The organism is Bacillus sp. JJ1566 (assembly GCF_036962685.1).
GTDB lineage: Bacteria > Bacillota > Bacilli > Bacillales > Bacillaceae_L > Ferdinandcohnia.
This window is the reverse complement of the sequence record NZ_JBALOP010000016.1, coordinates 20,237-44,064: the sequence shown is the minus strand read 5'-3', so window position 1 is coordinate 44,064 and position 23,828 is coordinate 20,237. Positions and strand designations below refer to the sequence as shown.

Sequence of the window (23,828 nt, the reverse complement as noted above, 5' to 3'; positions counted from 1 at the left end):
ATTTTATTTACTTGTGGTTGACATCCTTCTCTTAGGGTGTTAATATATCTAAGGTGCTCCTTAAACCTGTTACTTTGGAGGATATTTTATATGTCTTATGAAAAAGTATTACAGGCAAAGAAGATTATTATTGGTACTAAGCAAGCAGTAAAAGCAATACAAACCGATAAAGTATTAGAAATTGTTGTAGCAGAAGATGCTGATCGCCGTGTAATTAATAAAGTGTTACAATTGGCTGAAGAACAACAAATTCCGATATCAAAGGTTGATTCGATGAAGAAGCTCGGAAAAGCTTGCGGAATCGAAGTAGGGGCTTCTACTGTGGCGATTATTAATTAAAAACTGTTTTTGTGGAAAAAGGTTCTACAAAGACTTTGTTTTTTGTAAAAAAATGAACCACCTGGATATGTGGTCTTAAAGAAAGTGGAAGGGAGGAAACAAATAATGCCTACAATTAACCAATTAATTCGTAAGGGTCGTGAAACAAAAGTTTCAACTTCAGACTCTCCAGCTTTAAATAAAGGTTATAACAGCTTCAAAAAGTCACAAACTAATACTACTTCACCTCAAAAGCGTGGTGTTTGTACTCGTGTTGGTACTATGACTCCTAAGAAGCCGAACTCGGCGCTTCGTAAGTATGCTCGTGTACGTTTAACAAACGGAATTGAGGTTACTGCTTACATCCCAGGAATTGGTCACAACTTACAAGAGCACAGTGTTGTACTAATTCGTGGTGGACGTGTTAAGGACTTACCAGGGGTGCGTTATCACATCGTTCGTGGTGCGCTAGATACTGCTGGTGTTAATAACCGTGCGCAAAGTCGTTCTAAATACGGTACTAAGAGACCAAAAGCGGCTAAGAAATAATAGACTAACATATTTAAGACTGAAAGGAGGAAATATCAATGCCTCGTAAAGGACCTGTTGCTAAAAGAGATGTATTACCAGATCCGATTTACAATTCAAAGCTTGTAACTCGTTTAATCAACAAAATGATGGTTGATGGAAAAAGAGGTAAATCACAAGCGATTTTATATAATGCGTTTGAATTAGTTCAACAACGTTCAGGTAAAGATGCAATGGAAGTGTTTGAACAAGCAATCAAAAACATCATGCCTGTCCTAGAAGTAAAAGCACGTCGTGTAGGTGGTGCAAACTATCAAGTTCCTGTTGAAGTTCGCCCAGACCGTCGTACTACTTTAGGTTTACGTTGGTTAGTAAACTATTCTCGTCTTCGTGGTGAAAAAACGATGGAAGAGCGTTTAGCTAACGAAATCCTAGATGCAGCTAACAACTCTGGTGCATCTGTTAAGAAGCGTGAAGATACTCACAAAATGGCAGAAGCAAACAAAGCATTTGCTCACTACCGTTGGTAAAATAAGAGCTCTGTTAATCTATTTAACAGAGCCATTACTACAATAAAAAATCCATACTTACTCATAGGAAGGAGAAAGACCCAAATGGCAAGAGAGTTCTCCTTAGAAAACACTCGTAATATTGGTATCATGGCACACATCGATGCTGGTAAAACAACAACTACTGAGCGTATTCTTTATTACACTGGTAAAATTCACAAACTTGGTGAAACTCATGAAGGTGCGTCTCAAATGGACTGGATGGAGCAAGAACAAGAGCGTGGTATCACAATTACATCTGCAGCTACAACTGCATCATGGAAGGGTCACCGCGTTAACATCATCGACACACCGGGACACGTAGACTTCACAGTTGAGGTTGAACGTTCACTTCGTGTACTTGATGGTGCTGTAACTGTTCTTGATGCACAGTCTGGAGTTGAGCCGCAAACTGAAACAGTTTGGCGACAAGCTACAACTTACGGAGTTCCACGTGCTGTATTCGTAAACAAAATGGACAAGATTGGTGCTGACTTCTTATATTCTGTTGGTACACTTCATGACCGTCTGCAAGCGAATGCACACCCAATTCAATTACCGATTGGTGCGGAAGATCAATTCAGAGGTATTATTGACCTTGTTGAAATGACTGCAACATTCTATGGTAATGACTTAGGTACTGATGTTGAAGAAGGAGAAATTCCTGAAGAATATCTAGACCAAGCAAATGAATACCGTGAAAAGCTTGTAGAAGCTGTAGCGGAATTAGATGAAGATTTAATGGAAAGATACCTTGGCGGAGAAGAAATCTCTAACGAGGAATTGAAAAAAGCAATTCGTACTGCTACACTTTCGGTTGAATTCTACCCTGTTATGTGTGGTACTGCATTTAAGAACAAAGGTGTTCAAAAAATGCTTGATGCAGTAATTGATTATCTTCCAGCTCCTACAGATGTAGCATCAATTTCAGGTCATGATGCAGATACTGGGGAAGATATTGAACGTCATTCAGACGACAGTGAGCCATTCTCAGCTCTTGCGTTTAAAGTAATGACTGACCCTTATGTAGGTAAATTAACATTCTTCCGTGTGTATTCAGGTACTTTAAACTCTGGATCATACGTTAAGAACTCAACTAAAGGAAAGCGTGAGCGTATCGGACGTATCCTTCAAATGCATGCGAACCACCGTGAGGAAATCTCAACTGTTTATGCTGGTGACATCGCTGCAGCTGTAGGATTAAAAGATACAACAACTGGTGATACACTATGTGATGAAAAGGATAACGTAATTCTTGAATCCATGACATTCCCAGAGCCAGTTATTCAACTTTCTGTTGAGCCTAAATCAAAAGCTGACCAAGACAAAATGTCTACAGCTTTACAAAAGCTTCAAGAAGAAGATCCAACATTCAGAGCACACACTGACCAAGAGACAGGTCAAACGATCATTGCTGGTATGGGTGAGTTACACCTAGACGTACTAGTTGACCGTATGAAGCGTGAGTTCAAAGTAGAAGCAAACGTTGGTGCTCCACAGGTTGCGTACCGTGAAACATTCCGTCAATCTGCACAGGTTGAAGGTAAATTCGCTCGTCAATCAGGTGGACGCGGACAATACGGACACGTTTGGATTGAATTCTCACCAAACGAAGAAGGAAAAGGCTTCGAATTTGAAAACGGAATTGTTGGTGGGGTAGTACCACGTGAATACATCCCTGCTGTACAAGCTGGTCTAGAAGATGCTCTTGATAGAGGGGTTCTAGCTGGTTATCCTTTAGTAGATATCAAAGCTAGACTTTATGATGGATCATACCATGATGTTGACTCCAGTGAAATGGCGTTTAAGATTGCTGCATCTATGGCTCTTAAAAACGCTGCATCAAAATGTCAACCAGTTATTCTTGAGCCTGTAATGAAGGTTGAAGTTGTTATTCCTGAAGAATACATGGGTGACATTATGGGTGGTATCACTTCTCGTCGTGGACGCGTTGAAGGTATGGAAGCTCGCGGTAATGCACAAGTAGTACGTGCGATGGTTCCACTATCTGAAATGTTTGGTTATGCTACTTCTTTACGTTCTAACACACAAGGTCGTGGAGTATTCACTATGCACTTCGATCACTACGAAGAAGTACCAAAATCAATTTCTGAAGAAATTATCAAAAAAAATAAAGGTGAATAATTGATTTTCGCCTTTACATCAAGTATAACTACTTATGTAGGCCTTGAAAGTGGGGACAACCCCACTTTCGGGATATCATACTTAATATTAAAATAAATGATACTTAAGGAGGCTTTTCAAATGGGAAAAGAGAAATTTGACCGTTCGAAACCACATGCTAATATTGGTACAATTGGACACGTTGACCATGGTAAAACTACTTTAACAGCTGCTATCACTACTGTTCTTGCTAAAAGAAGCGGAAAAGGCGCAGCAATGGGTTATGACCAAATTGATGGAGCGCCTGAAGAGCGTGAGCGTGGAATCACAATCTCAACTTCACACGTTGAGTACGAAACTGAAAACCGTCACTATGCACACGTTGACTGCCCAGGACATGCTGACTATGTTAAAAACATGATCACTGGTGCTGCTCAAATGGACGGTGGTATCTTAGTAGTATCTGCTGCTGATGGCCCAATGCCACAAACTCGTGAGCACATCCTTCTTTCTCGTCAAGTAGGTGTTCCTTACCTAGTTGTATTCATGAACAAATGTGACATGGTAGACGATGAAGAATTATTAGAATTAGTAGAAATGGAAGTTCGTGACCTTCTTTCTGAATACGAATTCCCTGGTGACGATGTACCAGTAATCAAAGGTTCTGCTCTTAAAGCTCTAGAAGGTGAGCCTGAGTGGGAAGAAAAAGTTATTGAATTAATGGCTGCTGTTGACGAATATGTTCCAACTCCACAACGTGACACTGAAAAGCCATTCATGATGCCAGTTGAGGACGTATTCTCAATCACTGGTCGTGGTACTGTTGCTACAGGTCGTGTTGAGCGTGGACAAGTTAAAGTTGGTGAAGTTGTTGAAATCATCGGTTTAACTGAAGAGCCAAAAACAACTACTGTAACAGGTGTTGAAATGTTCCGTAAGCTTCTTGATTTTGCTGAAGCTGGTGACAACATTGGTGCACTACTTCGTGGTGTTTCTCGTGATGATATCCAACGTGGTCAAGTACTTGCTAAACCAGGTACAATCAAGCCACACACAAAGTTCAAAGCTGAAGTTTACGTTTTATCAAAAGAAGAAGGTGGACGTCATACTCCATTCTTCTCAAACTACCGTCCTCAGTTCTACTTCCGTACAACTGATGTAACTGGAATTTGTAATCTTCCAGAAGGCGTAGAAATGGTAATGCCTGGTGACAACATCGAAATGACTGTTGAACTAATCGCTTCAGTTGCGATCGAAGAAGGAACTAAGTTCTCTATTCGTGAAGGTGGACGTACAGTAGGCGCTGGCGTTGTTGCTACAATCCAAGAGTAATAACGATAAGTGTTTATAAAACAGGCGGATAATCCCGCCTGTTTTTTTGTGCTCTATATAATAGAAGAAACTTTGCAGAAATTGAAATAGATTAATTTCCAGAATCTAACGCAAAAATAAATTGGGACTTTTGTTGAAATGTCTATCCATGGTGTGTATAATTGAAAAAGTGCGAAAGACATGCATAAAACGAAGATTTATGTTGCATTTCGTATTTGGTTTCTATATAATAGACAATGTTGGTCTTTGACTGCGATGATGTGGAAGGTTGCTGATACACCCGGCCGCTTTGCCATGGCGAGTGTAAGGAAATTTCCACGGAGAAGGTCTATTTTAAAAAGTAGGCGAAAAAGGAGGGAAAATAATGGCAAAACAAAAAATTCGTATTCGTTTAAAAGCATATGATCACAGAATTCTTGATCAATCTGCAGAAAAAATCGTAGAGACAGCAAAACGTTCAGGTGCGGCAGTTTCTGGTCCAATCCCACTTCCAACTGAGAAGTCTGTTTATACGATTCTTCGTGCTGTTCACAAGTACAAAGACTCTCGTGAACAATTCGAAATGCGTACGCACAAACGCTTAATCGACATCATTAACCCAACACCACAAACAGTTGATTCATTAATGCGTTTAGATTTACCATCTGGTGTTGACATTGAAATCAAACTTTAATTTAAAATGAGATAAATTGTAAATATTATAGGAGGTGTGACTAATGACCAAAGGAATCTTAGGAAGAAAAATTGGTATGACTCAAGTATTCGTAGGTAACGGTGAGCTAATCCCTGTAACTGTAATTGAAGCTTCTCCAAACGTAGTTCTTCAAAAGAAATCAGTTGAAACTGATGGATACGAAGCTGTTCAAATCGGTTTCGAAGATAAAAGAGAAAAGCTTTCAAACAAACCTGAAAAGGGTCATGCATCAAAAGCAAACACTGCACCTAAGCGCTTCGTTCGCGAATTACGCGGAGTTAACTTAGATGAGTTTGAAGTTGGTCAGGAAGTCAAAGTTGATATCTTCGCTGAAGGAGATATTGTTGATGTAACAGGAAAATCAAAAGGTAAAGGATTCCAAGGTGCGATCAAGCGACACGGACAATCTCGTGGACCTATGTCTCACGGTTCTCGTTATCACCGTCGTCCTGGTTCAATGGGACCTGTAGCTCCAAACCGTGTATTCAAAAACAAACTTCTACCTGGTCGTATGGGTGGAGAACGTATCACAGTACAAAACTTAGAAATCGTGAAAGTAGATACAGAGCGTAATCTTCTTCTAGTAAAAGGTAATGTACCTGGTGCGAGAAAATCTGTTATTACAGTAAAGAAAGCTGTTAAAGCGAAATAATTTAACAGAAAGGAGGACATTTGAATGCCTAAAGTATCATTGTATAACCAAACTGGTTCAGCTGTTGGAGAAATCGAGTTAAACGATTCTGTATTCGGCGTGGAACCAAATCAACAAGTTTTATTCGATGCAGTTATCATGCAAAGAGCTTCCTTACGTCAAGGAACACACAAAACAAAGATTCGTTCTGAAGTAGCAGGCGGAGGACGTAAACCATGGCGTCAAAAGGGTACTGGTCGTGCTCGTCAAGGTTCAATTCGTTCACCACAATGGCGCGGCGGTGGAACAGTATTTGGTCCAACTCCAAGAAGCTATAGCTACAAATTACCTAAAAAAGTACGCCGTTTAGCAATCAAATCAGCATTATCTACTAAGGTATTAGAGGAAAACATTCTAGTATTAGACAATCTAGTATTAGAAACTCCTAAAACTAAAGACATGGTTGCGGTACTGAAAGGTTTAAACGTTGAGCGCAAAGCGTTAATCGTTACTGCTGATGTAAACGAAGCAGTAGAACTTTCAGCACGTAATATCCAAGGAGTAACAGTAGTTACTGCAAATGGAGTAAGTGTTCTTGATGTTCTTAACCATGATAAGCTTGTGATTACTAAAGCTGCGGTGGAAAAAGTAGAGGAGGTGCTCGCATAATGAAAGATCCTCGTGATATTATTAAGAGCCCTGTTATTACTGAACGTTCATCAGACCTAATGGCTGAAAAGAAATACACATTTGATGTAGACGTGAAATCTAACAAAACTGAAGTTAAAGATGCGATTGAGCAAATTTTCGGTGTGAAGGTTGAAAAAGTAAACATCATGAACTACAAAGGTAAGTTCAAGCGTGTAGGACGTTACAGTGGATATACAAATCGACGCAGAAAAGCTATCGTTAAATTAACTGAAGACAGCAAAGAAATCGAATTCTTTGAAGTTTAATTTTATAGAGAAGGAGGGAAATAGAGATGGCGATTAAACATTACAAACCAACCTCAAATGGTCGTCGTAATATGACTTCACTTGATTTTGCTGAAATCACTACTGACAGACCCGAGAAATCATTACTTGCACCTTTACACAAAAAAGCTGGTCGTAATAACCAAGGTAAAATCACAGTACGTCATCAAGCTGGCGGACACAAACGTCAATATCGTGTAATTGACTTTAAACGTGAAAAAGATGGTATACCAGGACGCGTTGCTACAATCGAATACGATCCAAACCGTTCAGCGAACATTGCATTAATTAACTATGCAGATGGAGAAAAACGCTACATTATTGCTCCAAAAAACCTAAAAGTAGGTATGGAGGTAGTGTCAGGTTCTGAAGCTGACATTAAAATAGGTAACGCTCTTCCATTAGCAAATATTCCAGTAGGTACAGTAGTACACAACATCGAATTAAAACCTGGTAAAGGTGGACAATTAGTTCGTTCAGCTGGTACTTCTGCACAAGTACTTGGTAAAGAAGGTAAATATGTATTAGTTCGTTTAAATTCAGGTGAAGTTCGCATGATCCTAGCTACTTGCCGCGCAACTGTAGGTCAAGTGGGTAACGAACAACATGAACTAGTTAACATTGGTAAAGCAGGACGTTCACGCTGGTTAGGCAAGCGCCCAACAGTTCGTGGATCTGTAATGAACCCTAACGATCACCCACACGGTGGTGGTGAAGGTAAAGCACCTATCGGACGTAAATCTCCTATGACTCCATGGGGCAAACCTACTCTTGGTGCGAAAACTCGTAAGAAGACAAACAAATCCGATAAATTTATCGTACGTAGTCGTAAAAAATAACGGGATTGTGCTACGGTTCATCGGAACCGTAGGTCAATCACGAAGGGAGGTTCACTTATGGGACGCAGTTTGAAAAAAGGACCTTTTGTTGATGATCACTTAATGAAAAAGGTTGAAAATCAAAACGGATCTGAGAAAAAGCAAGTAATTAAAACTTGGTCACGTCGTTCAACGATTTTCCCACAATTCATCGGTAATACAATTGCTGTATATGATGGTCGTAAGCATGTACCAGTATATGTTACTGAAGATATGGTAGGTCACAAACTTGGTGAATTTGCACCAACTCGTACTTACAAAGGCCACGCAAGTGACGATAAGAAAACAAGACGTTAATGAGAGGAGGATTATCTATGCAAGCAAAAGCTGTTGCGAGAACAGTTCGTATTGCTCCTCGTAAAGTTCGTTTAGTAGCAGATTTAATTCGAGGCAAGCAAGTAGGTGAAGCAATCGCAATCCTACGTCATACTCCAAAAGCTGCTTCTCCTGTTGTAGAAAAGGTATTAAATTCTGCGATTGCGAATGCAGAGCATAACTACGAAATGGACGCTAATAACCTAGTTATTACTGAAGCGTATGTAAATGAAGGTCCAACATTAAAAAGATTCCGTCCAAGAGCTATGGGACGTGCAAGTCAGATTAATAAGCGCACTAGCCACATTACAATCGTGGTATCAGAAAAGAAGGAGGGATAAGTAGTGGGTCAAAAAGTTAATCCAATTGGAATGCGTGTCGGCATCATCCGTGACTGGGAGTCAAAATGGTACGCAGGCAAAGACTATGCAGATTTATTACACGAAGACCTTAAAGTTCGCGAATACATCGCAAAACGTTTAAGTGATGCTTCTGTCTCTAAAATTGAAATTGAACGTGCAGCTAACCGTATTAACGTTACTGTCCATACTGCTAAACCAGGTATGGTAATTGGTAAAGGTGGTACAGAAGTTGAAGCACTTCGTAAAGCATTAAACCAATTAACAGGTAAGAGAGTACACATCAACATCCTTGAAATCAAAAGAGCTGATCTTGATGCAACTCTAGTAGCTGAAAATATTGCTCGCCAATTAGAAAACCGTGTTTCTTTCCGTCGTGCACAGAAACAAGCTATCCAACGCTCAATGCGTGCTGGTGCACAAGGTATTAAAACGCAAACTTCTGGTCGTTTAGGCGGAGCTGATATCGCTCGTGCAGAACACTATAGTGAAGGAACAGTTCCACTTCACACACTTCGCGCAGACATTGATTACGGTACTGCTGAAGCTGATACAACTTACGGAAAAATCGGTGTAAAAGTATGGATCTATCGTGGAGAGGTCCTTCCTACGAAGAAGAAAACTCAGGAAGGAGGAAAATAATATGTTATTACCAAAACGTGTGAAATACCGCAGAGAACACCGTGGAAAAATGCGTGGTCAAGCAAAAGGTGGTACTGAAGTACATTTCGGTGAGTACGGTTTACAAGCTCAAGATGCTTCTTGGATTACAAATCGTCAAATCGAAGCTGCTCGTATCGCAATGACACGTTATATGAAACGTGGCGGTAAAGTTTGGATTAAAATTTTCCCATCTAAGCCATATACAGCTAAACCTTTAGAGGTACGTATGGGTTCCGGTAAAGGTGCTCCTGAAGGATGGGTGGCTGTTGTTAAGCCTGGAAAAGTATTATTTGAAATTGCTGGTGTATCTGAAGAGATCGCTCGTGAAGCTCTACGCCTAGCAGCTCATAAGCTACCAGTTAAAACTAAGTTCGTAAAACGTGAAGAAATTGGTGGTGAATCAAATGAAAGCTAATGAAATCCGTGACCTTACCACTGCCGAAATTGAACAAAAAGTAAAATCATTAAAAGAAGAGTTATTTAACCTTCGCTTTCAACTAGCTACTGGTCAACTTGAGAATACTGCACGTATTCGTGAAGTTCGTAAATCGATCGCTCGTATGAAAACAGTAGTCCGCGAAAGAGAAATCGGTCGTAAATAATCGATAACCAGGAAGGAGGTCTACGATAGTGAGTGAACGTAACCAACGTAAGGTCTACACTGGACGTGTTGTATCTGACAAAATGGATAAAACAGTAACTGTTCTTGTAGAAACTTATAAAAAGCATTCCCTTTACGGTAAACGCGTAAAGTATTCAAAGAAATTTAAAGCTCATGATGAAAACAATGCTGCTAAAATTGGCGACATCGTTAGAATTATGGAGACTCGTCCATTATCTGCTACAAAACGCTTCCGTCTTGTTGAAGTGGTTGAGAAAGCAGTTATTATCTAATTATATTTTGTTCGGATCAATCAATAATCCGAAGGGAGGTTTCATGAATGATTCAACAAGAAACTCGTTTGAAAGTTGCTGACAACTCAGGAGCACGTGAGGTACTAACTATTAAAGTATTAGGTGGCTCTGGTCGTAAAACAGCTAATATTGGTGATGTTATTGTAGTTACAGTAAAACAAGCAACACCAGGTGGCGTTGTTAAAAAAGGTGACGTTGTTAAAGCCGTAGTTGTACGTACGAAGCGTGGTGTACGTCGTAATGACGGAACATACATCCGTTTTGATGAAAATGCTTGTGTTATTATCCGTGACGACAAGAGTCCACGTGGAACTCGTATCTTCGGTCCAGTAGCACGTGAATTACGTGATAGTAACTTTATGAAAATTGTTTCACTAGCTCCAGAAGTATTATAATTCGAAATCGATTAGCCTTTAAGGAGGTGCGAACTAGATGCATGTAAAAAAGGGTGACAAGGTACAGGTTATTTCAGGGAAAGATAAAGGTAAACAAGGTGTGATCCTTGAAAGCTACCCTAAGAAAGACCGTGTTCTTGTAGAAGGCGTTAATATCGTAAAGAAACACTCAAAACCGTCTCAAGCGAATCCACAAGGTGGTATCATTAGCCAAGAGGCACCTATTCATGTATCAAATGTAATGCCATTAGATCCTAAATCTGGTACACCATCACGTGTTGGTTACAAAGAAGTTAATGGCAAAAAGGTACGTGTAGCAAAAAAATCCGGTGAAGTTTTAGATAAATAGTAAATGAAGAAAGGAGGTACTTACATGAACCGCCTAAAAGAAAAGTTTCAAAAAGAAATTACACCTGCTCTAGTGAGCAAGTTTAACTATAAGTCTGTTATGCAGGTTCCAAAAGTAGAAAAAATCGTGATCAACATGGGTGTTGGTGACGCAGTTCAAAACTCTAAAGTATTAGACAACGCAGTAGAGGAATTAGCTGCTCTAAGTGGTCAAAAGCCAGTAATTACAAAAGCTAAAAACTCAATCGCTGGTTTCCGTCTTCGTGAAGGAATGCCAATCGGTGCGAAAGTTACACTACGCGGTGAGCGTATGTACGAATTTTTAGATAAGCTTGTTTCTATCTCACTACCACGTGTACGTGATTTCCGTGGAGTACCAAAGAAATCATTCGATGGTCGTGGTAACTACACTTTAGGTGTAAAAGAACAATTAATTTTCCCTGAAATTGATTACGATAAAGTAAGTAAAGTTCGTGGTATGGATATCGTTATCGTAACTACTGCAAATACTGACGAAGAAGCTCGTGAGTTATTAACAGCGTTCGGTATGCCGTTCCAAAAATAAAGGAGGCGAAAACGTGGCTAAAAAATCAATGATTGCGAAACAAAAACGCACACAGAAATTTAAAGTACAAGAGTACACTCGTTGCGAACGTTGTGGCCGTCCACACTCTGTATTACGTAAATTTAAATTATGCCGTATTTGTTTCCGTGAACTAGCTTATAAGGGTCAAATTCCTGGTGTAAAAAAAGCAAGTTGGTAAACCCCGAATTGGGAAGGAGGTAAAAATACTATGGTGATGACAGATCCAATTGCAGATATGCTTACTCGCATCCGTAATGCGAACATGGTTCGTCATGAGAAACTTGAAATCCCTGCATCAAATATCAAAAGGGAAATCGCTGAAATCTTAAAGCGTGAAGGTTTCGTTCGTGACGTTGAATTTATTGAGGATGACAAACAAGGTATTATCCGTATCTTCTTAAAATACGGTGCAAACAATGAGCGCGTTATTACTGGTCTTAAGCGTATTAGTAAGCCTGGTCTACGTGTTTATGCAAAATCTAATGAAGTACCGCGTGTGTTAAACGGTTTAGGAATCGCGATCGTTTCAACCTCACAAGGTGTATTAACTGATAAAGAAGCTCGTCAAAAGCAAGCCGGCGGAGAAGTATTAGCTTACGTTTGGTAATAGTTTGATAAGAATGGAGGTGTAGTACATGTCACGTATTGGTAAAAAACCAATCGAAATACCATCTGGTGTTACTGTAACTTTCAACGGTAATACTGCTACTGTAAAAGGACCAAAAGGCGAATTAACTCGTACTTTCCATCCTGATATGCAAATTAATGTTGAGGACAACGTGATTAACGTTGCTCGTCCAACTGAAAATAAAGAACACCGTGCTCTTCACGGAACAACACGTAGTCTACTAGGAAACATGGTTGAAGGTGTATCCAAAGGTTTTGAAAGAGGCTTAGAGCTAATCGGGGTCGGATACCGTGCTCAAAAAGCTGGAAACAAGCTTGTATTAAACGTTGGATATTCTCATCCAGTCGAAATCGTTCCAGAGACAGGCGTTGAAATCGAAGTACCATCTAACACTAAGATCATTGTTAAAGGTATCGATAAAGAACGTGTTGGAGCGTTAGCTGCTAATATTCGTGGTGTACGTCCGCCTGAGCCTTATAAAGGAAAAGGTATTCGCTACGAAGGTGAATTTGTTCGTCGTAAAGAAGGTAAAACTGCGAAGTAAGCCTTTTTAGGTAAAAGAAAGGAGAGACGTAAATGATTACGAAACAGGATAAAAATGCAGTTCGTAGAAAAAGACATGCTCGTGTTCGTTCTCGTGTTTCTGGAACTGCTGCTCGTCCTCGCCTAAATGTGTTCCGTTCTAACAAACACATTTACGCTCAATTAATCGATGATGTTAACTCAGTAACAATCGCAAGTGCTTCTACATTAGATAAAGATCTAACTGTTGAGGCTGGCGGTAACGTAGATGCTGCAACAAAAGTTGGCGAACTAGTTGCTAAGCGTGGTATTGAAAAAGGAATCAAAGAGGTAGTATTCGACCGCGGAGGTTACCTTTACCACGGACGTGTAAAAGCACTAGCAGATGCTGCTCGTGAAGCTGGATTACAATTTTAATAAAAAAGGAGGGACATTATAAGATGCGTCGCATTGACCCAAATAAATTAGAACTTGAAGAACGCGTAGTTACCGTTAACCGTGTTGCTAAGGTTGTAAAAGGTGGACGTCGATTCCGCTTTGCAGCACTAGTAGTAGTTGGTGATAAGAACGGACATGTTGGTTTTGGAACTGGTAAAGCACAAGAAGTTCCAGATGCAATTCGTAAAGCAATTGAAGATGCTAAAAAGAACCTAATCTCTGTACCAATGGTTGGAACAACAGTTCCTCACCAAGTAATTGGTCAATTTGGAGCAGGTGAAGTTTTACTAAAGCCTGCATCTGAAGGTACTGGAGTTATCGCTGGTGGACCAGTTCGTGCGGTATTAGAACTTGCTGGTATCGGTGATATCCTTTCTAAATCATTAGGAACAAACACTCCGGTAAATATGATTCGTGCTACAATTGAAGGTTTAAGTCAATTAAAGCGTGCTGAAGAAGTAGCTAAGTTACGTGGTAAATCAGTAGAAGAACTGTTAGGATAGGAGGGAAAACACAATGTCAAAGAAATTAGCAATCACCCTCACTCGCAGTGTCATTGGACGTCCTGAAGACCAACGTGTAACTGTTCGTACTCTTGGATTGAAAAAATTACATCAAACTGTTGTTCATGATGATAATGCTGCGATTCGCGGTATGATTAATAAAGTTGCTCACCTAGTTACGGTTAAAGAACAATAATTAGATTTTTTTCTGAAATAAGGAGGTGCCCAAATGAAACTTCATGAATTACAACCGGCTGAAGGATCTCGTAAAACACGTAATCGTGTTGGACGTGGAACTGGTTCAGGTAATGGTAAAACTGCTGGTAAAGGTCATAAAGGTCAAAAAGCGCGTTCTGGTGGCGGTGTTCGTCCTGGATTTGAAGGTGGTCAAACTCCTCTATTCCAACGCTTACCAAAACGTGGTTTCACAAATATCAATCGCAAAGACTTTGCAATTGTTAACCTAGAAACACTAAATCGTTTTGAAGACGGAACAGAAGTAACACCTGAACTTCTAATTGAAACAGGTGTTGTAAGTAAACTTAATGCTGGAGTTAAGATCCTTGGTAAAGGTACTCTTGACAAAAAGCTAACAGTTAGAGCTCACAAATTCTCCTCTACTGCTCAACAAGCGATCGAAGCTGCTGGCGGAACAACTGAGGTGATTTAATGTTTCAAACAATCTCCAATTTTATGCGCGTTGGTGATATAAGAAACAAAATTATATTCACCTTACTTATGTTAGTAGTATTTCGAATTGGCACCTTTATTCCAGTGCCAAATGTGAATGCCGACGTTTTAAGATCGACTGATAGTAATACAGCGTTCGGCCTCTTAAATACATTTGGTGGTGGAGCATTGTTTAACTTCTCAATCCTTGCGATGGGGATCATGCCTTACATTACTGCTTCAATTATCATTCAATTGTTGCAAATGGACGTTGTTCCTAAATTTACGGAATGGTCTAAGCAAGGGGAAGTTGGACGTCGTAAATTAGCGCAGTTTACTCGCTATGGAACGATTGTGCTTGGTTTTATCCAAGCAATGGGTATGTCATACGGCTTTAACAACATGTCAAATGGGATGTTAATTGTGAATCCTAGTATCGGAACGTATTTATTAATCGCTGTTGTGTTAACTGCTGGTACTGCATTTTTAATGTGGTTAGGTGAACAAATTACAGCGAAAGGCGTTGGAAACGGGATTTCAATTATCATTTTCGCAGGTATTGTTGCCGGTATTCCTACTGCTGTAAACCAAGTCTATATTCAACAATTTGAAGATGCTGGAGATCAATTATTCCTAAGCATCATTACTGTTGTTTTACTGCTTATTGCTGTTATAGCTGTTGTCGTAGGTGTAATATTTGTACAACAAGCATTACGAAAAATTCCAATTCAATATGCAAAGCGGTTAGCTGCTAATAGCCCGGTTGGAGGACACTCCACACATTTACCGTTAAAAGTAAATGCGGCTGGTGTTATTCCTGTAATTTTTGCAGTTTCCTTCATTATCACGCCACCAACGATTGCATCGTTCTTCGGTCCTAATACGGTAACTGACTGGATTACAAAGTATTTTGATTATACCCAACCAGTTGGGATGATTATTTATATCGCGCTTATCATTGCGTTCACATATTTCTACACATTTGTTCAAGTAAATCCTGAACAAATGGCAGATAATTTGAAAAAGCAAGGCGGCTACATTCCAGGGATTCGCCCAGGAAGAAATACGCAAGAATATGTAACAAAAATTCTGTATCGTTTAACTTTTGTTGGTTCTATTTTCTTAGCAGCTATTTCCGTTCTTCCTGTTTTCTTTATAAAATTTGCGAATTTACCGCAGTCTGCACAAATTGGTGGAACTAGCTTGCTCATCGTTATCGGTGTTGCACTTGAGACAATGAAGCAGCTTGAAAGTCAGCTTGTAAAACGTCATTATAAAGGATTTATCAAATAAGGTTCTGGGAATGTTTTTCCCAGCACCTCTAAGATAAGAGGCTGAGGGGGCAAATCACTTGAACTTAGTATTAATGGGGCTACCGGGTGCTGGAAAAGGCACTCAAGCTGAAAAAATCGTAGAAAAGTACAATATCCCTCATATCTCAACAGGAGATATGTTCCGTGCTGCAATAAAAGATGGAACAGAACTAGGACTCCAAGCAAAATCTTTTATGGATAAAGGTGAGCTTGTTCCTGATGAAGTTACGATCGGAATTGTCCGTGAACGATTGAGCAAAGACGATTGCAATGAAGGATTTTTACTTGATGGATTTCCACGTACCGTTCCACAAGCAGAAGCACTTGAAGCAATCCTTACTGATCTTGATAAAAAGATTGACTATGTTATAAACATTGAAGTCGATTCTGACATTTTACTCGAAAGATTAACAGGTCGTCGAATTTGTAAGGACTGTGGTTCTACTTACCACCTAGTATTCAACCCACCTAGTCAGGAAGGGACATGCGATAAGTGTGGTGGCGAACTATATCAACGTGCCGATGACAATGCGGAGACAGTTGGAACTCGTCTACAAGTGAATATCGAGCAATCTAAGCCACTTCTTGACTTTTATCAGGAAAAGGGCTATCTTCGCAATATCGATGGACAACAAGAAATTAACAAAGTTTTTGGTGGTGTAGAGGAGCTCCTTGGGGGATTAAAATAGATGATTATTTGCAAGTCACCAAGAGAGATTGAAATTATGCGCGAAGCTGGCAAGATCGTTGCATTGACACACCAAGAATTACAAAAATATATTACTCCAGGGATTTCAACGAAAGAACTGGATACAATTGCTGAAAAGTTTATTCGTGGATATGATGCAATTCCTTCTTTTAAAGGGTATAATGGTTTTCGCGGTAGTATCTGTACTTCTGTTAATGAAGAGCTAGTACATGGTATTCCTGGTGATCGTGTCTTACAGGATGGAGATATTATCAGTATTGATATCGGCGCCGAGTACAACGGCTACCATGGTGATTCAGCTTGGACTTATCCTGTTGGTACAATTCATCCGGAAAATCAAAGACTTCTTGAAGTTACACAAGAATCCCTTTATCGAGGATTAGAAGAAGCGAAGCCTGGTGTGCGTCTTTCAAATATTTCTCATGCAATTCAAGTTTATGTCGAGGCGAATCAATTTTCGATTGTTCGGGAATATGTAGGTCACGGTGTAGGCAAAGATTTACATGAGGAACCACAAATTCCACATTACGGTCCTCCTAATAAAGGACCACGTTTAAAACCAGGAATGGTACTTGCCGTTGAACCGATGGTAAATGCAGGTAGTCGATACGTTAAGACGTTAGCAGATAACTGGACTGTTGTAACAGTCGATGGCAAAACGTGTGCGCATTTTGAACATACGATTGCTATTACAGAAACAGGGTATGAGATCTTAACAAAATTGTAAGGCACAAACCCTATTCATGAGAATAACATTCATCTAATTTTTGATTACGTATCTCCGGAAGTTCAGAGCAGTATTAAGAAAACTGGTCGATGGCAAACGTAGAGGAATGTTTGTGCGCGTCAAAGTTTGTCAATGAGCAAGTTACTGATTTGAAGAAGGGAGAACATTCCAATGGCGAAAGACGATGTAATTGAAGTTGAAGGTACTGTTGCAGAGACATTACCTAATGCAATGTTTAAAGTTGAATTAGAGAATGGTCATACTGTTTTGGCCCATGTTTCTGGTAAAATTCGCATGCACTTTATTCGTATTTTACCTGGAGACAAGGTTACGGTTGAATTATCACCTTATGACTTGACTCGCGGTAGGATTACGTACCGTTTTAAATAAATGCGCTCCGAACTATCAAGGAGGTTTGAAAAATGAAAGTTAGACCATCAGTAAAACCTATCTGCGAAAAGTGCAAAGTTATTCGTAGAAAAGGTAAAGTAATGGTAATTTGTGAAAACCCAAAACATAAACAAAAACAAGGCTAAATTATAAGGAGGTGTACGTCTAAATGGCACGTATTGCTGGTGTTGATGTTCCACGCGAAAAGCGTGTGGTTATATCTTTAACATATATTTTTGGAATCGGACGTCCAACTGCACAGAAAATCCTAGCAGAAGCTGGTGTTTCTGAAGATACACGAGTTCGTGATCTTACAGAAGACGAATTAAACAAGATTCGTGATATCGTTGACCGTTACAAAGTAGAAGGTGACCTTCGTCGTGAAGTTTCACTTAATATCAAACGTTTAATCGAAATCGGTTCTTACCGTGGTCTACGTCATCGTCGTGGATTACCTGTAAGAGGTCAAAATACTAAAAATAACGCTCGTACACGTAAAGGACCTCGTCGTACTGTAGCAAACAAGAAGAAATAGTAAGGGAGGTAATGGATAAATGGCACGTAAAACGAATACTCGTAAACGTCGTGTAAAAAAGAATATTGAAACTGGTGTTGCACACATCCGTTCAACATTCAACAATACGATCGTAACAATTACAGATGCACACGGAAATGCAATCTCTTGGTCAAGTGCCGGTGCTCTTGGTTTCAAAGGTTCACGTAAATCTACTCCATTCGCTGCACAAATGGCTGCTGAAACTGCTGCTAAAGTTTCAATGGAGCATGGTATGAGAACTCTTGAAGTAACTGTAAAAGGCCCTGGCGCAGGACGTGAAGCTGCAATTCGTGCTCTTCAAGCTGCTGGTCTTGAAGTTACAGCTATTAAAGATGTTACTCCAGTACCACATAACGGATGTCGCCCGCCAAAACGTCGTCGTGTGTAACATTAGCATCAAATAATACGATAAGACGTATTTGATCTTTTTCTGTATAAGATTTTTTATCCATGGCTATAATGGATTAATGGGTTTTGATAAACTTTTTTATTCTTATAAGTGTAACAAAGGCGTGAGTGAGGTAGATTCACGAATCGCCATGTTTTGTTTATAAGTTCTTTACAGAATGAATCGAGTTGTTGTTGTGCACAGATAGGGAACTTAACTATTGGGAATTTCGGTTAGACGTTTCTGATCATAGTCTAGCCGAGGTTTCGACGTTTTGAAGGAGGGTTTATAAATGATCGAAATTGAAAAACCAAAAATCGAAACGGTTGAAATCAGCGAAGATGCCAAATACGGTAAATTCGTCGTCGAGCCACTTGAGCGTGGATATGGAACAACTTTGGGTAACTCCTTACGTCGTATCCTACTTTCTTCTCTTCCTGGTGCCGCTGTAACGTCTATCCAAATAGATGGGGTGCTTCATGAGTTCTCAACAATCGAAGGCGTCGTCGAAGATGTAACATCTATTATCTTAAATGTGAAGAAATTAGCTCTTAAAATCTACTCTGATGAAGAGAAGACTCTTGAGATTGATGTTCAAGGTGAAGGTCCGGTAAAAGCTTCTGACATCACACATGACAGTGATGTTGAAATCTTAAACCCAGATCTGCACATTGCAACTCTTGCTAAGGATGCACATTTTCGTGTGAGATTTACTGCGAAGCGTGGACGAGGATATACTCCAGCTGATGCAAACAAGCGTGAAGATCGACCAATCGGTGTAATCCCGATTGATTCAATCTATACTCCGGTTTCACGTGTTAATTACCAAGTGGAAAATACACGTGTTGGACAGGTCGCGAACTTTGACAAACTGACTTTTGATGTTTGGACTGACGGCAGTACTGGTCCGAAAGAAGCAATTGCACTAGGTGCGAAAATCCTAACAGAACATTTAAATATTTTCGTAGGATTAACGGATGAAGCTCAAAACGCAGAAATTATGGTGGAAAAAGAAGAGGATCAAAAAGAGAAAGTCCTCGAGATGACAATTGAAGAATTGGATCTCTCTGTTCGTTCATATAACTGCTTAAAGAGAGCAGGAATCAATACGGTTCAAGAGCTTGCTCATAAAACTGAAGAAGATATGATGAAGGTACGAAACCTTGGTCGTAAATCTTTAGAAGAAGTTAAGGCTAAACTAGAAGAGCTTGGTTTAGGCTTACGTAAAGATGACTGACTCATTTTGAGTGATGCAAATTCATACTAATTCAACAAAGGAGGGAATACCTCATGTCATACCAAAAATTAGGACGTACAAGCGCGCAACGTAAGGCGTTATTACGTGACCTTACTACTGACTTAATCATCAACGAGCGCATCGAAACAACTGAAGCTCGTGCGAAGGAATTAAAATCAGTTGTAGAAAAAATGATTACATTAGGTAAGCGTGGTGATCTTCACGCTCGTCGTCAAGCTGCAGCTTACATCCGTAACGAAGTAGCAAACGAAGAGACTGGTGAAGATGCACTACAAAAATTATTCAGTGACATCGCAACTCGTTATGAAGAGCGTCAAGGTGGATACACTCGTATCATGAAACTTGGACCTCGTCGTGGTGACGGTGCACCAATGGTTATCATTGAACTAGTTTAATTCTTTACATTATAGGGGCGGGACAGTTTAATAAACTGGTCTAAGCCCTTTTTATTTTATATTCATTATTTTTCAAAAAAGATACAATTATCTACGAATAGTAATTTACTCTCCTTATAGAATGCACACAATATAATCATACTTCTCCTGAAATATTGGAATAACGCGTTCTTATTCCCTTGACAGATTAGGAAGAAACGAATAATTTGGAAGGTAGTAAGTTGAGACGAGAAAAGTTTTATTTCTATGGAAATAATTTTTTGAGCACTGGCACAAATGAGCCAAGGCGCATTTGATTTTAGTGGGGGATAAGAATGAGTGAAAACCTTTTGGTCGTTGATCAGATAAGCTATAAATATCCAGAAAACACAAGATTCGCATTGGAGAATCTATCATTCTCTGTTCAAAAGGGAGAATGGCTTGCGATTGTCGGTCATAATGGCTCTGGGAAATCTACATTGGCTCGAATTCTTAACGGTTTATTGTTACCACAAACAGGAACTGTAACCGTTGAAGGTGTACAGCTAAATGAAGAATCTATTTGGGATATTCGAAGGAAAATTGGCATGGTGTTTCAGAACCCAGATAACCAATTTGTTGGAACCACTGTAAAGGATGATATTGCCTTTGGAATGGAAAACAACGGAATTCCTCGCGAAACAATGGTGTCTCGTATTGAAAGAGTAATTGATATGGTCAATATGCGAGAGTTTCTTGAACATGAACCACATCAACTCTCAGGTGGCCAAAAGCAAAGGGTGGCCATTGCTGGCGTTCTTGCCGTCCAGCCAGATTTAATCATCTTAGATGAAGCAACCTCGATGCTAGATCCTATTGGGCGTACAGAGGTTTTAGATACAATTAGAGAAATCAAAAATGAAAGTCACATCACAGTTATGTCAATTACCCATGATTTAGAGGAAGCAGCAAGGGCAGACCGAATCATTGTCATGAACCAGGGACAATTATTTGCGGAAGGGAAGCCTGAGGAAATCTTTGCTTTAGATGATAAGCTTGTAGATATTGGATTGGATTTACCTTTTTCAGTAAAGGTATCTAAAAAACTACGAGAAATCGGCGTTCCTCTCTCTAAGAATCATATAACAGAAGAAAGCTTGGTGAATGAGTTATGGACATTACAATCGAAAAACTAGAGCATCGTTACCAGATTCGTTCACCTTTTGAAAGACTCGCTTTATATGATGTAAATGCGGATATAAAATCTGGTTCATACACCGCTATCATTGGCCATACTGGTTCCGGCAAGTCGACTATTTTGCAACATTTAAATGGCCTTCTCCAGCCTACTTCAGGCTCAATCACGATTGGTGACCGTAAAATCACTTCAAAGCAAAAGGAAAAGAATCTTAAGCCGCTTCGAAAGCATGTCGGGGTAGTCTTTCAATTCCCTGAACATCAATTGTTTGAAGAAACCGTTGAGAAGGATATTTGTTTTGGTCCCTTAAATTTTGGTGTGCCATTGGAGGAGGCAAAGGAAAGAGCAAAACAGACAATCAAAATGGTGGGCTTGACTCAGGAATATTTAATGAAATCTCCTTTTGATCTAAGCGGTGGTCAAATGAGACGGGTTGCGATTGCCGGGATTCTGGCGATGAACCCACAAGTATTAGTCCTGGATGAGCCGACTGCTGGACTAGATCCTCGGGGGCGTTTTGAAATAATGGAGATGTTTAATAAACTTCATAAAGAACGTGGCCTTACAACAGTCCTTGTCACTCATAGCATGGAGGATGCTTCCCGTTATGCAGACCAAATCCTTGTGATGGAAAAAGGAACCATAAAATTTCAAGGTAGCCCAGTTGAGATTTTCTCAAACCCTGAAAAGGTTCTACATTTAGGCTTGGACGTTCCAGAAGCTGTAAGACTCAAAGGTCTGCTTGAAGATAAATTAGGGATCGAGATTCCGCGTACGGCAAGCTTATCAGTAGATGAAATTGTCCGTTATGTTGGGAAAGCCTTTAAAGGTGAGGAGGCCCGTCAATGAACATCATTATAGGTCGCTATATACCTGGTAACTCTCCACTTCATAGAATGGACCCAAGAGCAAAGCTATTATTAATTTTCTTTTATGTCTTTATTGTCTTTATCGCAAATTCAGTTCTTACCTATGCATTATTAGGAATTTACACATTAACGATTATTTTGTTAACAAAGGTTCCCTTGCGCTACATTCTTTCTGGATTAAAACCGATTTTATGGGTCGTCCTTTTTACATTCATTCTTCATATCTTTTTAACAAAAGAAGGAGATCTCTTAGTCGATTTTGGCTGGCTACAAATTTATGAGGGTGGCGTGAAACAAGGGATTTTTATCTCCTTACGGCTATTATATTTAATTATTATGACTACAATATTAACATTAACAAGTACACCTATTGAGATTACTGATGGTATGGAAAGTTTATTAGCACCGTTTAAAAAAGTCGGTCTACCCACACATGAACTTGCACTCATGATGTCGATTTCACTTCGATTTATTCCGACACTAATGCAAGAAACAGAAAAAATTATGAAGGCACAGGCTGCACGAGGTGTTGAATTTACAAGCGGACCGATCAAGGATCGCATGAAGGCGGTTGTTCCTTTATTAATTCCTTTGTTTATTAGTTCGTTTAAGCGAGCAGAGGAACTCGCAATTGCGATGGAGGCAAGGGGCTATCGCGGTGGAGAAGGACGAACCAAGCTGCGTTTATTACAGTGGCGTGGCCTTGATACACTAATGCTTGTGCTACTATTTGCAACAGCAGCAGTACTATTTTTATTACGTGGATAATGAGGGAAAAGATGAGTCGGTACAAATGCATCATTTCGTATGATGGGACCCAGTTTTCTGGGTACCAGGTACAACCGAATAAACGAACAGTTCAATCGGAATTCGAACATGCTTTACAGAAAATGCATAAAGGTGATGAAATTAAAATTTTCGCATCGGGTCGAACTGATGCAACTGTTCATGCTCTTGGACAGGTTATTCACTTTGATTCACCTTTATCGATTCCTGTCGAAGGATGGAAGAGAGCCTTGAATTCAATGCTTCCTGGCGACATTCGAGTTCGTTCAGTGGAAATGGTTGAGCTAGGCTTTCATGCGCGATTTGATGTAAAAGCGAAGGAATACCGGTATCGATTGTTGGTTAATGAAGATCCTTGCGTTTTTAAGCGTCATTTTACTTATCATTATCCATATCCACTTGATCTTCATGCGATGGAAGAAGCTGCAGGTCTTTTGGTGGGTACACATGACTTTACGAGCTTTTGTACATCTAAGACAGAAGTGCAGGATAAGGTTCGTACCATCTTCCAGATTAAAATAGAGAAATATGAGGATGAACTCGTTTTTTCGTTTATTGGCAATGGTTTTTTGTATAATATGGTAAGAATAATAGTAGGGACTTTACTTGAGGTTGGAAGTGGTCAAAAAGAAGCAAGAAGGATACCGTCTATTTTGTCTGCGAAAGACCGATCGCTCGCTGGAAAGACTGCTCCTGGCCAGGGTTTATACCTATGGCAGGTATTTTATGAGGAATGGAAGGAATTAGAAACCAAAATATCGCTATAACAACTAATCCTGGTGTAACATTTTCTTGACATTACACCCTGAAAGTTATATTATATTTTAGGTATGATATTTAAACCCCACGTTAAAGCCCCGGAACTTTAATCGTGATTAAATACAATATGAATCGTTATTGAAATTAGGAGGGA

39 protein-coding genes are annotated in these 23,828 nt (G+C 39.7%); all 39 read left to right on the top strand.

All coding sequences use genetic code 11. The annotated features are described in order from the left end of the window. The first annotated feature begins 90 nt into the window (after window positions 1-90). The 39 genes from V7112_RS08175 to truA all read left to right on the top strand — a co-directional run bounded on the left by V7112_RS08175 (window position 91) and on the right by truA (window position 23,682). Complete coding sequence (locus tag V7112_RS08175) at window positions 91-339, top strand: 50S ribosomal protein L7ae-like protein (RefSeq protein WP_335417562.1); 249 nt, start codon at window positions 91-93, stop codon at window positions 337-339. A 105-nt stretch (window positions 340-444) separates the two neighbouring features. After that, window positions 445-867 carry a 30S ribosomal protein S12 gene (gene rpsL, locus V7112_RS08170; protein ID WP_335417560.1) on the top strand — a complete coding sequence of 141 codons (423 nt, stop codon included), beginning with the start codon at window positions 445-447 and terminating at the stop codon, window positions 865-867. A gap of 38 nt (window positions 868-905) precedes the next feature. Beyond that, window positions 906-1,376, top strand: a complete 471-nt coding sequence (gene rpsG, locus V7112_RS08165) for a 30S ribosomal protein S7 (protein ID WP_335417558.1) — start codon at window positions 906-908, stop codon at window positions 1,374-1,376. Window positions 1,377-1,460: 84 nt separating this feature from the next. Further along, the gene (gene fusA / locus V7112_RS08160; protein ID WP_335417555.1) at window positions 1,461-3,539 is read left to right on the top strand and encodes an elongation factor G; all 2,079 of its coding nucleotides are present in this window, start codon (window positions 1,461-1,463) and stop codon (window positions 3,537-3,539) included. A 120-nt stretch (window positions 3,540-3,659) separates the two neighbouring features. Beyond that, on the top strand, window positions 3,660-4,850 hold the full coding sequence (tuf, locus tag V7112_RS08155) for an elongation factor Tu (protein WP_335417553.1): 1,191 nt from the start codon (window positions 3,660-3,662) through the stop codon (window positions 4,848-4,850). Window positions 4,851-5,214: 364 nt separating this feature from the next. Beyond that, complete coding sequence (gene rpsJ / locus V7112_RS08150; protein ID WP_003348621.1) at window positions 5,215-5,523, top strand: 30S ribosomal protein S10; 309 nt, start codon at window positions 5,215-5,217, stop codon at window positions 5,521-5,523. Window positions 5,524-5,566: 43 nt separating this feature from the next. Next, window positions 5,567-6,196 (top strand): 50S ribosomal protein L3, encoded by a 630-nt coding sequence (gene rplC / locus V7112_RS08145; protein ID WP_335417551.1) that lies wholly within the window; start codon window positions 5,567-5,569, stop codon window positions 6,194-6,196. Between the two features lie 24 nt (window positions 6,197-6,220). Then, window positions 6,221-6,844: a 50S ribosomal protein L4 gene (rplD, locus tag V7112_RS08140; RefSeq protein WP_335417549.1), complete on the top strand. Its 624-nt coding sequence runs from the start codon at window positions 6,221-6,223 to the stop codon at window positions 6,842-6,844. Further along, entirely contained in the window at window positions 6,844-7,131 is a 288-nt protein-coding gene (gene rplW, locus V7112_RS08135) for a 50S ribosomal protein L23 (protein ID WP_136379912.1), read from the top strand. The genes rplD and rplW overlap by 1 nt, the downstream gene beginning before the upstream one ends. Before the next feature lie 26 nt (window positions 7,132-7,157). Then, window positions 7,158-7,988 carry a 50S ribosomal protein L2 gene (gene rplB / locus V7112_RS08130; RefSeq protein ID WP_335417546.1) on the top strand — a complete coding sequence of 277 codons (831 nt, stop codon included), beginning with the start codon at window positions 7,158-7,160 and terminating at the stop codon, window positions 7,986-7,988. A 57-nt stretch (window positions 7,989-8,045) separates the two neighbouring features. After that, window positions 8,046-8,324, top strand: coding sequence for a 30S ribosomal protein S19 (gene rpsS / locus V7112_RS08125; protein WP_136379910.1), 279 nt, complete (start codon window positions 8,046-8,048; stop codon window positions 8,322-8,324). A 17-nt stretch (window positions 8,325-8,341) separates the two neighbouring features. After that, window positions 8,342-8,683, top strand: coding sequence for a 50S ribosomal protein L22 (gene rplV / locus V7112_RS08120; RefSeq protein WP_010285059.1), 342 nt, complete (start codon window positions 8,342-8,344; stop codon window positions 8,681-8,683). Window positions 8,684-8,686: 3 nt separating this feature from the next. Continuing rightward, complete coding sequence (rpsC, locus tag V7112_RS08115) at window positions 8,687-9,343, top strand: 30S ribosomal protein S3 (RefSeq protein WP_335417543.1); 657 nt, start codon at window positions 8,687-8,689, stop codon at window positions 9,341-9,343. Window position 9,344: 1 nt separating this feature from the next. Then, on the top strand, window positions 9,345-9,779 hold the full coding sequence (gene rplP / locus V7112_RS08110) for a 50S ribosomal protein L16 (protein WP_335417541.1): 435 nt from the start codon (window positions 9,345-9,347) through the stop codon (window positions 9,777-9,779). Beyond that, on the top strand, window positions 9,769-9,966 hold the full coding sequence (gene rpmC, locus V7112_RS08105) for a 50S ribosomal protein L29 (protein ID WP_010285065.1): 198 nt from the start codon (window positions 9,769-9,771) through the stop codon (window positions 9,964-9,966). The genes rplP and rpmC overlap by 11 nt, the downstream gene beginning before the upstream one ends. A 28-nt stretch (window positions 9,967-9,994) precedes the next feature. Next, complete coding sequence (rpsQ, locus tag V7112_RS08100; protein ID WP_335417539.1) at window positions 9,995-10,258, top strand: 30S ribosomal protein S17; 264 nt, start codon at window positions 9,995-9,997, stop codon at window positions 10,256-10,258. Window positions 10,259-10,305: 47 nt separating this feature from the next. Continuing rightward, window positions 10,306-10,674, top strand: a complete 369-nt coding sequence (rplN, locus tag V7112_RS08095) for a 50S ribosomal protein L14 (RefSeq protein ID WP_335417537.1) — start codon at window positions 10,306-10,308, stop codon at window positions 10,672-10,674. A gap of 37 nt (window positions 10,675-10,711) precedes the next feature. Next, window positions 10,712-11,023 (top strand): 50S ribosomal protein L24, encoded by a 312-nt coding sequence (gene rplX, locus V7112_RS08090; RefSeq protein WP_335417535.1) that lies wholly within the window; start codon window positions 10,712-10,714, stop codon window positions 11,021-11,023. A gap of 24 nt (window positions 11,024-11,047) precedes the next feature. Beyond that, window positions 11,048-11,587, top strand: a complete 540-nt coding sequence (gene rplE / locus V7112_RS08085) for a 50S ribosomal protein L5 (protein ID WP_335417532.1) — start codon at window positions 11,048-11,050, stop codon at window positions 11,585-11,587. A gap of 13 nt (window positions 11,588-11,600) precedes the next feature. Then, entirely contained in the window at window positions 11,601-11,786 is a 186-nt protein-coding gene (gene rpsN / locus V7112_RS08080) for a 30S ribosomal protein S14 (protein WP_010285078.1), read from the top strand. Window positions 11,787-11,816: 30 nt separating this feature from the next. Continuing rightward, on the top strand, window positions 11,817-12,215 hold the full coding sequence (gene rpsH, locus V7112_RS08075) for a 30S ribosomal protein S8 (RefSeq protein WP_010285079.1): 399 nt from the start codon (window positions 11,817-11,819) through the stop codon (window positions 12,213-12,215). 28 nt (window positions 12,216-12,243) lie between these two features. Further along, a complete protein-coding gene (rplF, locus tag V7112_RS08070; RefSeq protein WP_335417529.1) occupies window positions 12,244-12,780 on the top strand; it encodes a 50S ribosomal protein L6 in 537 nt (178 codons plus the stop codon). A gap of 32 nt (window positions 12,781-12,812) precedes the next feature. Then, complete coding sequence (rplR, locus tag V7112_RS08065) at window positions 12,813-13,175, top strand: 50S ribosomal protein L18 (protein WP_335417527.1); 363 nt, start codon at window positions 12,813-12,815, stop codon at window positions 13,173-13,175. A 23-nt stretch (window positions 13,176-13,198) separates the two neighbouring features. Then, on the top strand, window positions 13,199-13,699 hold the full coding sequence (gene rpsE, locus V7112_RS08060) for a 30S ribosomal protein S5 (protein ID WP_335417525.1): 501 nt from the start codon (window positions 13,199-13,201) through the stop codon (window positions 13,697-13,699). A gap of 13 nt (window positions 13,700-13,712) precedes the next feature. Next, complete coding sequence (gene rpmD, locus V7112_RS08055; RefSeq protein WP_335417524.1) at window positions 13,713-13,895, top strand: 50S ribosomal protein L30; 183 nt, start codon at window positions 13,713-13,715, stop codon at window positions 13,893-13,895. Between the two features lie 33 nt (window positions 13,896-13,928). Further along, complete coding sequence (gene rplO, locus V7112_RS08050) at window positions 13,929-14,369, top strand: 50S ribosomal protein L15 (protein WP_335417522.1); 441 nt, start codon at window positions 13,929-13,931, stop codon at window positions 14,367-14,369. After that, window positions 14,369-15,661, top strand: a complete 1,293-nt coding sequence (secY, locus tag V7112_RS08045) for a preprotein translocase subunit SecY (RefSeq protein WP_335417520.1) — start codon at window positions 14,369-14,371, stop codon at window positions 15,659-15,661. Before rplO ends, secY begins: the two co-directional genes overlap by 1 nt. 58 nt (window positions 15,662-15,719) lie before the next feature. Further along, a complete protein-coding gene (locus V7112_RS08040) occupies window positions 15,720-16,370 on the top strand; it encodes an adenylate kinase (protein ID WP_335417518.1) in 651 nt (216 codons plus the stop codon). Beyond that, window positions 16,371-17,117 (top strand): type I methionyl aminopeptidase, encoded by a 747-nt coding sequence (map, locus tag V7112_RS08035; protein ID WP_335417515.1) that lies wholly within the window; start codon window positions 16,371-16,373, stop codon window positions 17,115-17,117. It begins immediately after the preceding gene. A 171-nt stretch (window positions 17,118-17,288) separates the two neighbouring features. Next, window positions 17,289-17,507, top strand: coding sequence for a translation initiation factor IF-1 (gene infA, locus V7112_RS08030; protein ID WP_010285101.1), 219 nt, complete (start codon window positions 17,289-17,291; stop codon window positions 17,505-17,507). A 32-nt stretch (window positions 17,508-17,539) separates the two neighbouring features. Then, window positions 17,540-17,653, top strand: coding sequence for a 50S ribosomal protein L36 (gene rpmJ / locus V7112_RS08025; RefSeq protein WP_003156543.1), 114 nt, complete (start codon window positions 17,540-17,542; stop codon window positions 17,651-17,653). 23 nt (window positions 17,654-17,676) lie between these two features. After that, window positions 17,677-18,042, top strand: a complete 366-nt coding sequence (gene rpsM / locus V7112_RS08020; protein WP_335368588.1) for a 30S ribosomal protein S13 — start codon at window positions 17,677-17,679, stop codon at window positions 18,040-18,042. 19 nt (window positions 18,043-18,061) lie between these two features. Then, window positions 18,062-18,451 (top strand): 30S ribosomal protein S11, encoded by a 390-nt coding sequence (gene rpsK, locus V7112_RS08015; protein WP_335417513.1) that lies wholly within the window; start codon window positions 18,062-18,064, stop codon window positions 18,449-18,451. Between the two features lie 292 nt (window positions 18,452-18,743). Continuing rightward, a complete protein-coding gene (locus V7112_RS08010) occupies window positions 18,744-19,688 on the top strand; it encodes a DNA-directed RNA polymerase subunit alpha (RefSeq protein ID WP_335417511.1) in 945 nt (314 codons plus the stop codon). Window positions 19,689-19,741: 53 nt separating this feature from the next. Then, window positions 19,742-20,104 (top strand): 50S ribosomal protein L17, encoded by a 363-nt coding sequence (gene rplQ, locus V7112_RS08005; RefSeq protein ID WP_335417508.1) that lies wholly within the window; start codon window positions 19,742-19,744, stop codon window positions 20,102-20,104. A 314-nt stretch (window positions 20,105-20,418) separates the two neighbouring features. After that, window positions 20,419-21,258, top strand: coding sequence for an energy-coupling factor ABC transporter ATP-binding protein (locus tag V7112_RS08000; RefSeq protein WP_335417506.1), 840 nt, complete (start codon window positions 20,419-20,421; stop codon window positions 21,256-21,258). Continuing rightward, window positions 21,234-22,109 (top strand): energy-coupling factor ABC transporter ATP-binding protein, encoded by an 876-nt coding sequence (locus tag V7112_RS07995; RefSeq protein ID WP_335417504.1) that lies wholly within the window; start codon window positions 21,234-21,236, stop codon window positions 22,107-22,109. Before V7112_RS08000 ends, V7112_RS07995 begins: the two co-directional genes overlap by 25 nt. Then, window positions 22,106-22,897: an energy-coupling factor transporter transmembrane component T family protein gene (locus V7112_RS07990; RefSeq protein WP_335417502.1), complete on the top strand. Its 792-nt coding sequence runs from the start codon at window positions 22,106-22,108 to the stop codon at window positions 22,895-22,897. Before V7112_RS07995 ends, V7112_RS07990 begins: the two co-directional genes overlap by 4 nt. 11 nt (window positions 22,898-22,908) lie before the next feature. Further along, window positions 22,909-23,682, top strand: a complete 774-nt coding sequence (gene truA / locus V7112_RS07985) for a tRNA pseudouridine(38-40) synthase TruA (RefSeq protein ID WP_335417500.1) — start codon at window positions 22,909-22,911, stop codon at window positions 23,680-23,682. The last annotated feature ends 146 nt before the right edge of the window (window positions 23,683-23,828 follow it).

Coding starts and splice junctions, on each gene's coding strand:
- rplO (WP_335417522.1), top strand. CDS start 13,929: ATGAAACTTCATGAATTACAACCGGCTGAAGGATCTCGTAAAACACGT.
- rplD (WP_335417549.1), top strand. CDS start 6,221: ATGCCTAAAGTATCATTGTATAACCAAACTGGTTCAGCTGTTGGAGAA.
- rpsE (WP_335417525.1), top strand. CDS start 13,199: ATGCGTCGCATTGACCCAAATAAATTAGAACTTGAAGAACGCGTAGTT.
- V7112_RS08010 (WP_335417511.1), top strand. CDS start 18,744: ATGATCGAAATTGAAAAACCAAAAATCGAAACGGTTGAAATCAGCGAA.
- V7112_RS07995 (WP_335417504.1), top strand. CDS start 21,234: ATGGACATTACAATCGAAAAACTAGAGCATCGTTACCAGATTCGTTCA.
- rplF (WP_335417529.1), top strand. CDS start 12,244: ATGTCACGTATTGGTAAAAAACCAATCGAAATACCATCTGGTGTTACT.
- fusA (WP_335417555.1), top strand. CDS start 1,461: ATGGCAAGAGAGTTCTCCTTAGAAAACACTCGTAATATTGGTATCATG.
- rplN (WP_335417537.1), top strand. CDS start 10,306: ATGATTCAACAAGAAACTCGTTTGAAAGTTGCTGACAACTCAGGAGCA.
- truA (WP_335417500.1), top strand. CDS start 22,909: ATGAGTCGGTACAAATGCATCATTTCGTATGATGGGACCCAGTTTTCT.
- rpsK (WP_335417513.1), top strand. CDS start 18,062: ATGGCACGTAAAACGAATACTCGTAAACGTCGTGTAAAAAAGAATATT.
- map (WP_335417515.1), top strand. CDS start 16,371: ATGATTATTTGCAAGTCACCAAGAGAGATTGAAATTATGCGCGAAGCT.
- rplC (WP_335417551.1), top strand. CDS start 5,567: ATGACCAAAGGAATCTTAGGAAGAAAAATTGGTATGACTCAAGTATTC.
- V7112_RS08175 (WP_335417562.1), top strand. CDS start 91: ATGTCTTATGAAAAAGTATTACAGGCAAAGAAGATTATTATTGGTACT.
- rpsJ (WP_003348621.1), top strand. CDS start 5,215: ATGGCAAAACAAAAAATTCGTATTCGTTTAAAAGCATATGATCACAGA.
- rpmD (WP_335417524.1), top strand. CDS start 13,713: ATGTCAAAGAAATTAGCAATCACCCTCACTCGCAGTGTCATTGGACGT.
- rpsS (WP_136379910.1), top strand. CDS start 8,046: ATGGGACGCAGTTTGAAAAAAGGACCTTTTGTTGATGATCACTTAATG.
- rplQ (WP_335417508.1), top strand. CDS start 19,742: ATGTCATACCAAAAATTAGGACGTACAAGCGCGCAACGTAAGGCGTTA.
- rplW (WP_136379912.1), top strand. CDS start 6,844: ATGAAAGATCCTCGTGATATTATTAAGAGCCCTGTTATTACTGAACGT.
- infA (WP_010285101.1), top strand. CDS start 17,289: ATGGCGAAAGACGATGTAATTGAAGTTGAAGGTACTGTTGCAGAGACA.
- rplV (WP_010285059.1), top strand. CDS start 8,342: ATGCAAGCAAAAGCTGTTGCGAGAACAGTTCGTATTGCTCCTCGTAAA.
- rpsG (WP_335417558.1), top strand. CDS start 906: ATGCCTCGTAAAGGACCTGTTGCTAAAAGAGATGTATTACCAGATCCG.
- tuf (WP_335417553.1), top strand. CDS start 3,660: ATGGGAAAAGAGAAATTTGACCGTTCGAAACCACATGCTAATATTGGT.
- secY (WP_335417520.1), top strand. CDS start 14,369: ATGTTTCAAACAATCTCCAATTTTATGCGCGTTGGTGATATAAGAAAC.
- rplB (WP_335417546.1), top strand. CDS start 7,158: ATGGCGATTAAACATTACAAACCAACCTCAAATGGTCGTCGTAATATG.
- rpmC (WP_010285065.1), top strand. CDS start 9,769: ATGAAAGCTAATGAAATCCGTGACCTTACCACTGCCGAAATTGAACAA.
- rplE (WP_335417532.1), top strand. CDS start 11,048: ATGAACCGCCTAAAAGAAAAGTTTCAAAAAGAAATTACACCTGCTCTA.
- rplX (WP_335417535.1), top strand. CDS start 10,712: ATGCATGTAAAAAAGGGTGACAAGGTACAGGTTATTTCAGGGAAAGAT.
- rplP (WP_335417541.1), top strand. CDS start 9,345: ATGTTATTACCAAAACGTGTGAAATACCGCAGAGAACACCGTGGAAAA.
- rpsH (WP_010285079.1), top strand. CDS start 11,817: ATGGTGATGACAGATCCAATTGCAGATATGCTTACTCGCATCCGTAAT.
- V7112_RS08000 (WP_335417506.1), top strand. CDS start 20,419: ATGAGTGAAAACCTTTTGGTCGTTGATCAGATAAGCTATAAATATCCA.
- rpsL (WP_335417560.1), top strand. CDS start 445: ATGCCTACAATTAACCAATTAATTCGTAAGGGTCGTGAAACAAAAGTT.
- V7112_RS07990 (WP_335417502.1), top strand. CDS start 22,106: ATGAACATCATTATAGGTCGCTATATACCTGGTAACTCTCCACTTCAT.
- rpmJ (WP_003156543.1), top strand. CDS start 17,540: ATGAAAGTTAGACCATCAGTAAAACCTATCTGCGAAAAGTGCAAAGTT.
- rplR (WP_335417527.1), top strand. CDS start 12,813: ATGATTACGAAACAGGATAAAAATGCAGTTCGTAGAAAAAGACATGCT.
- rpsM (WP_335368588.1), top strand. CDS start 17,677: ATGGCACGTATTGCTGGTGTTGATGTTCCACGCGAAAAGCGTGTGGTT.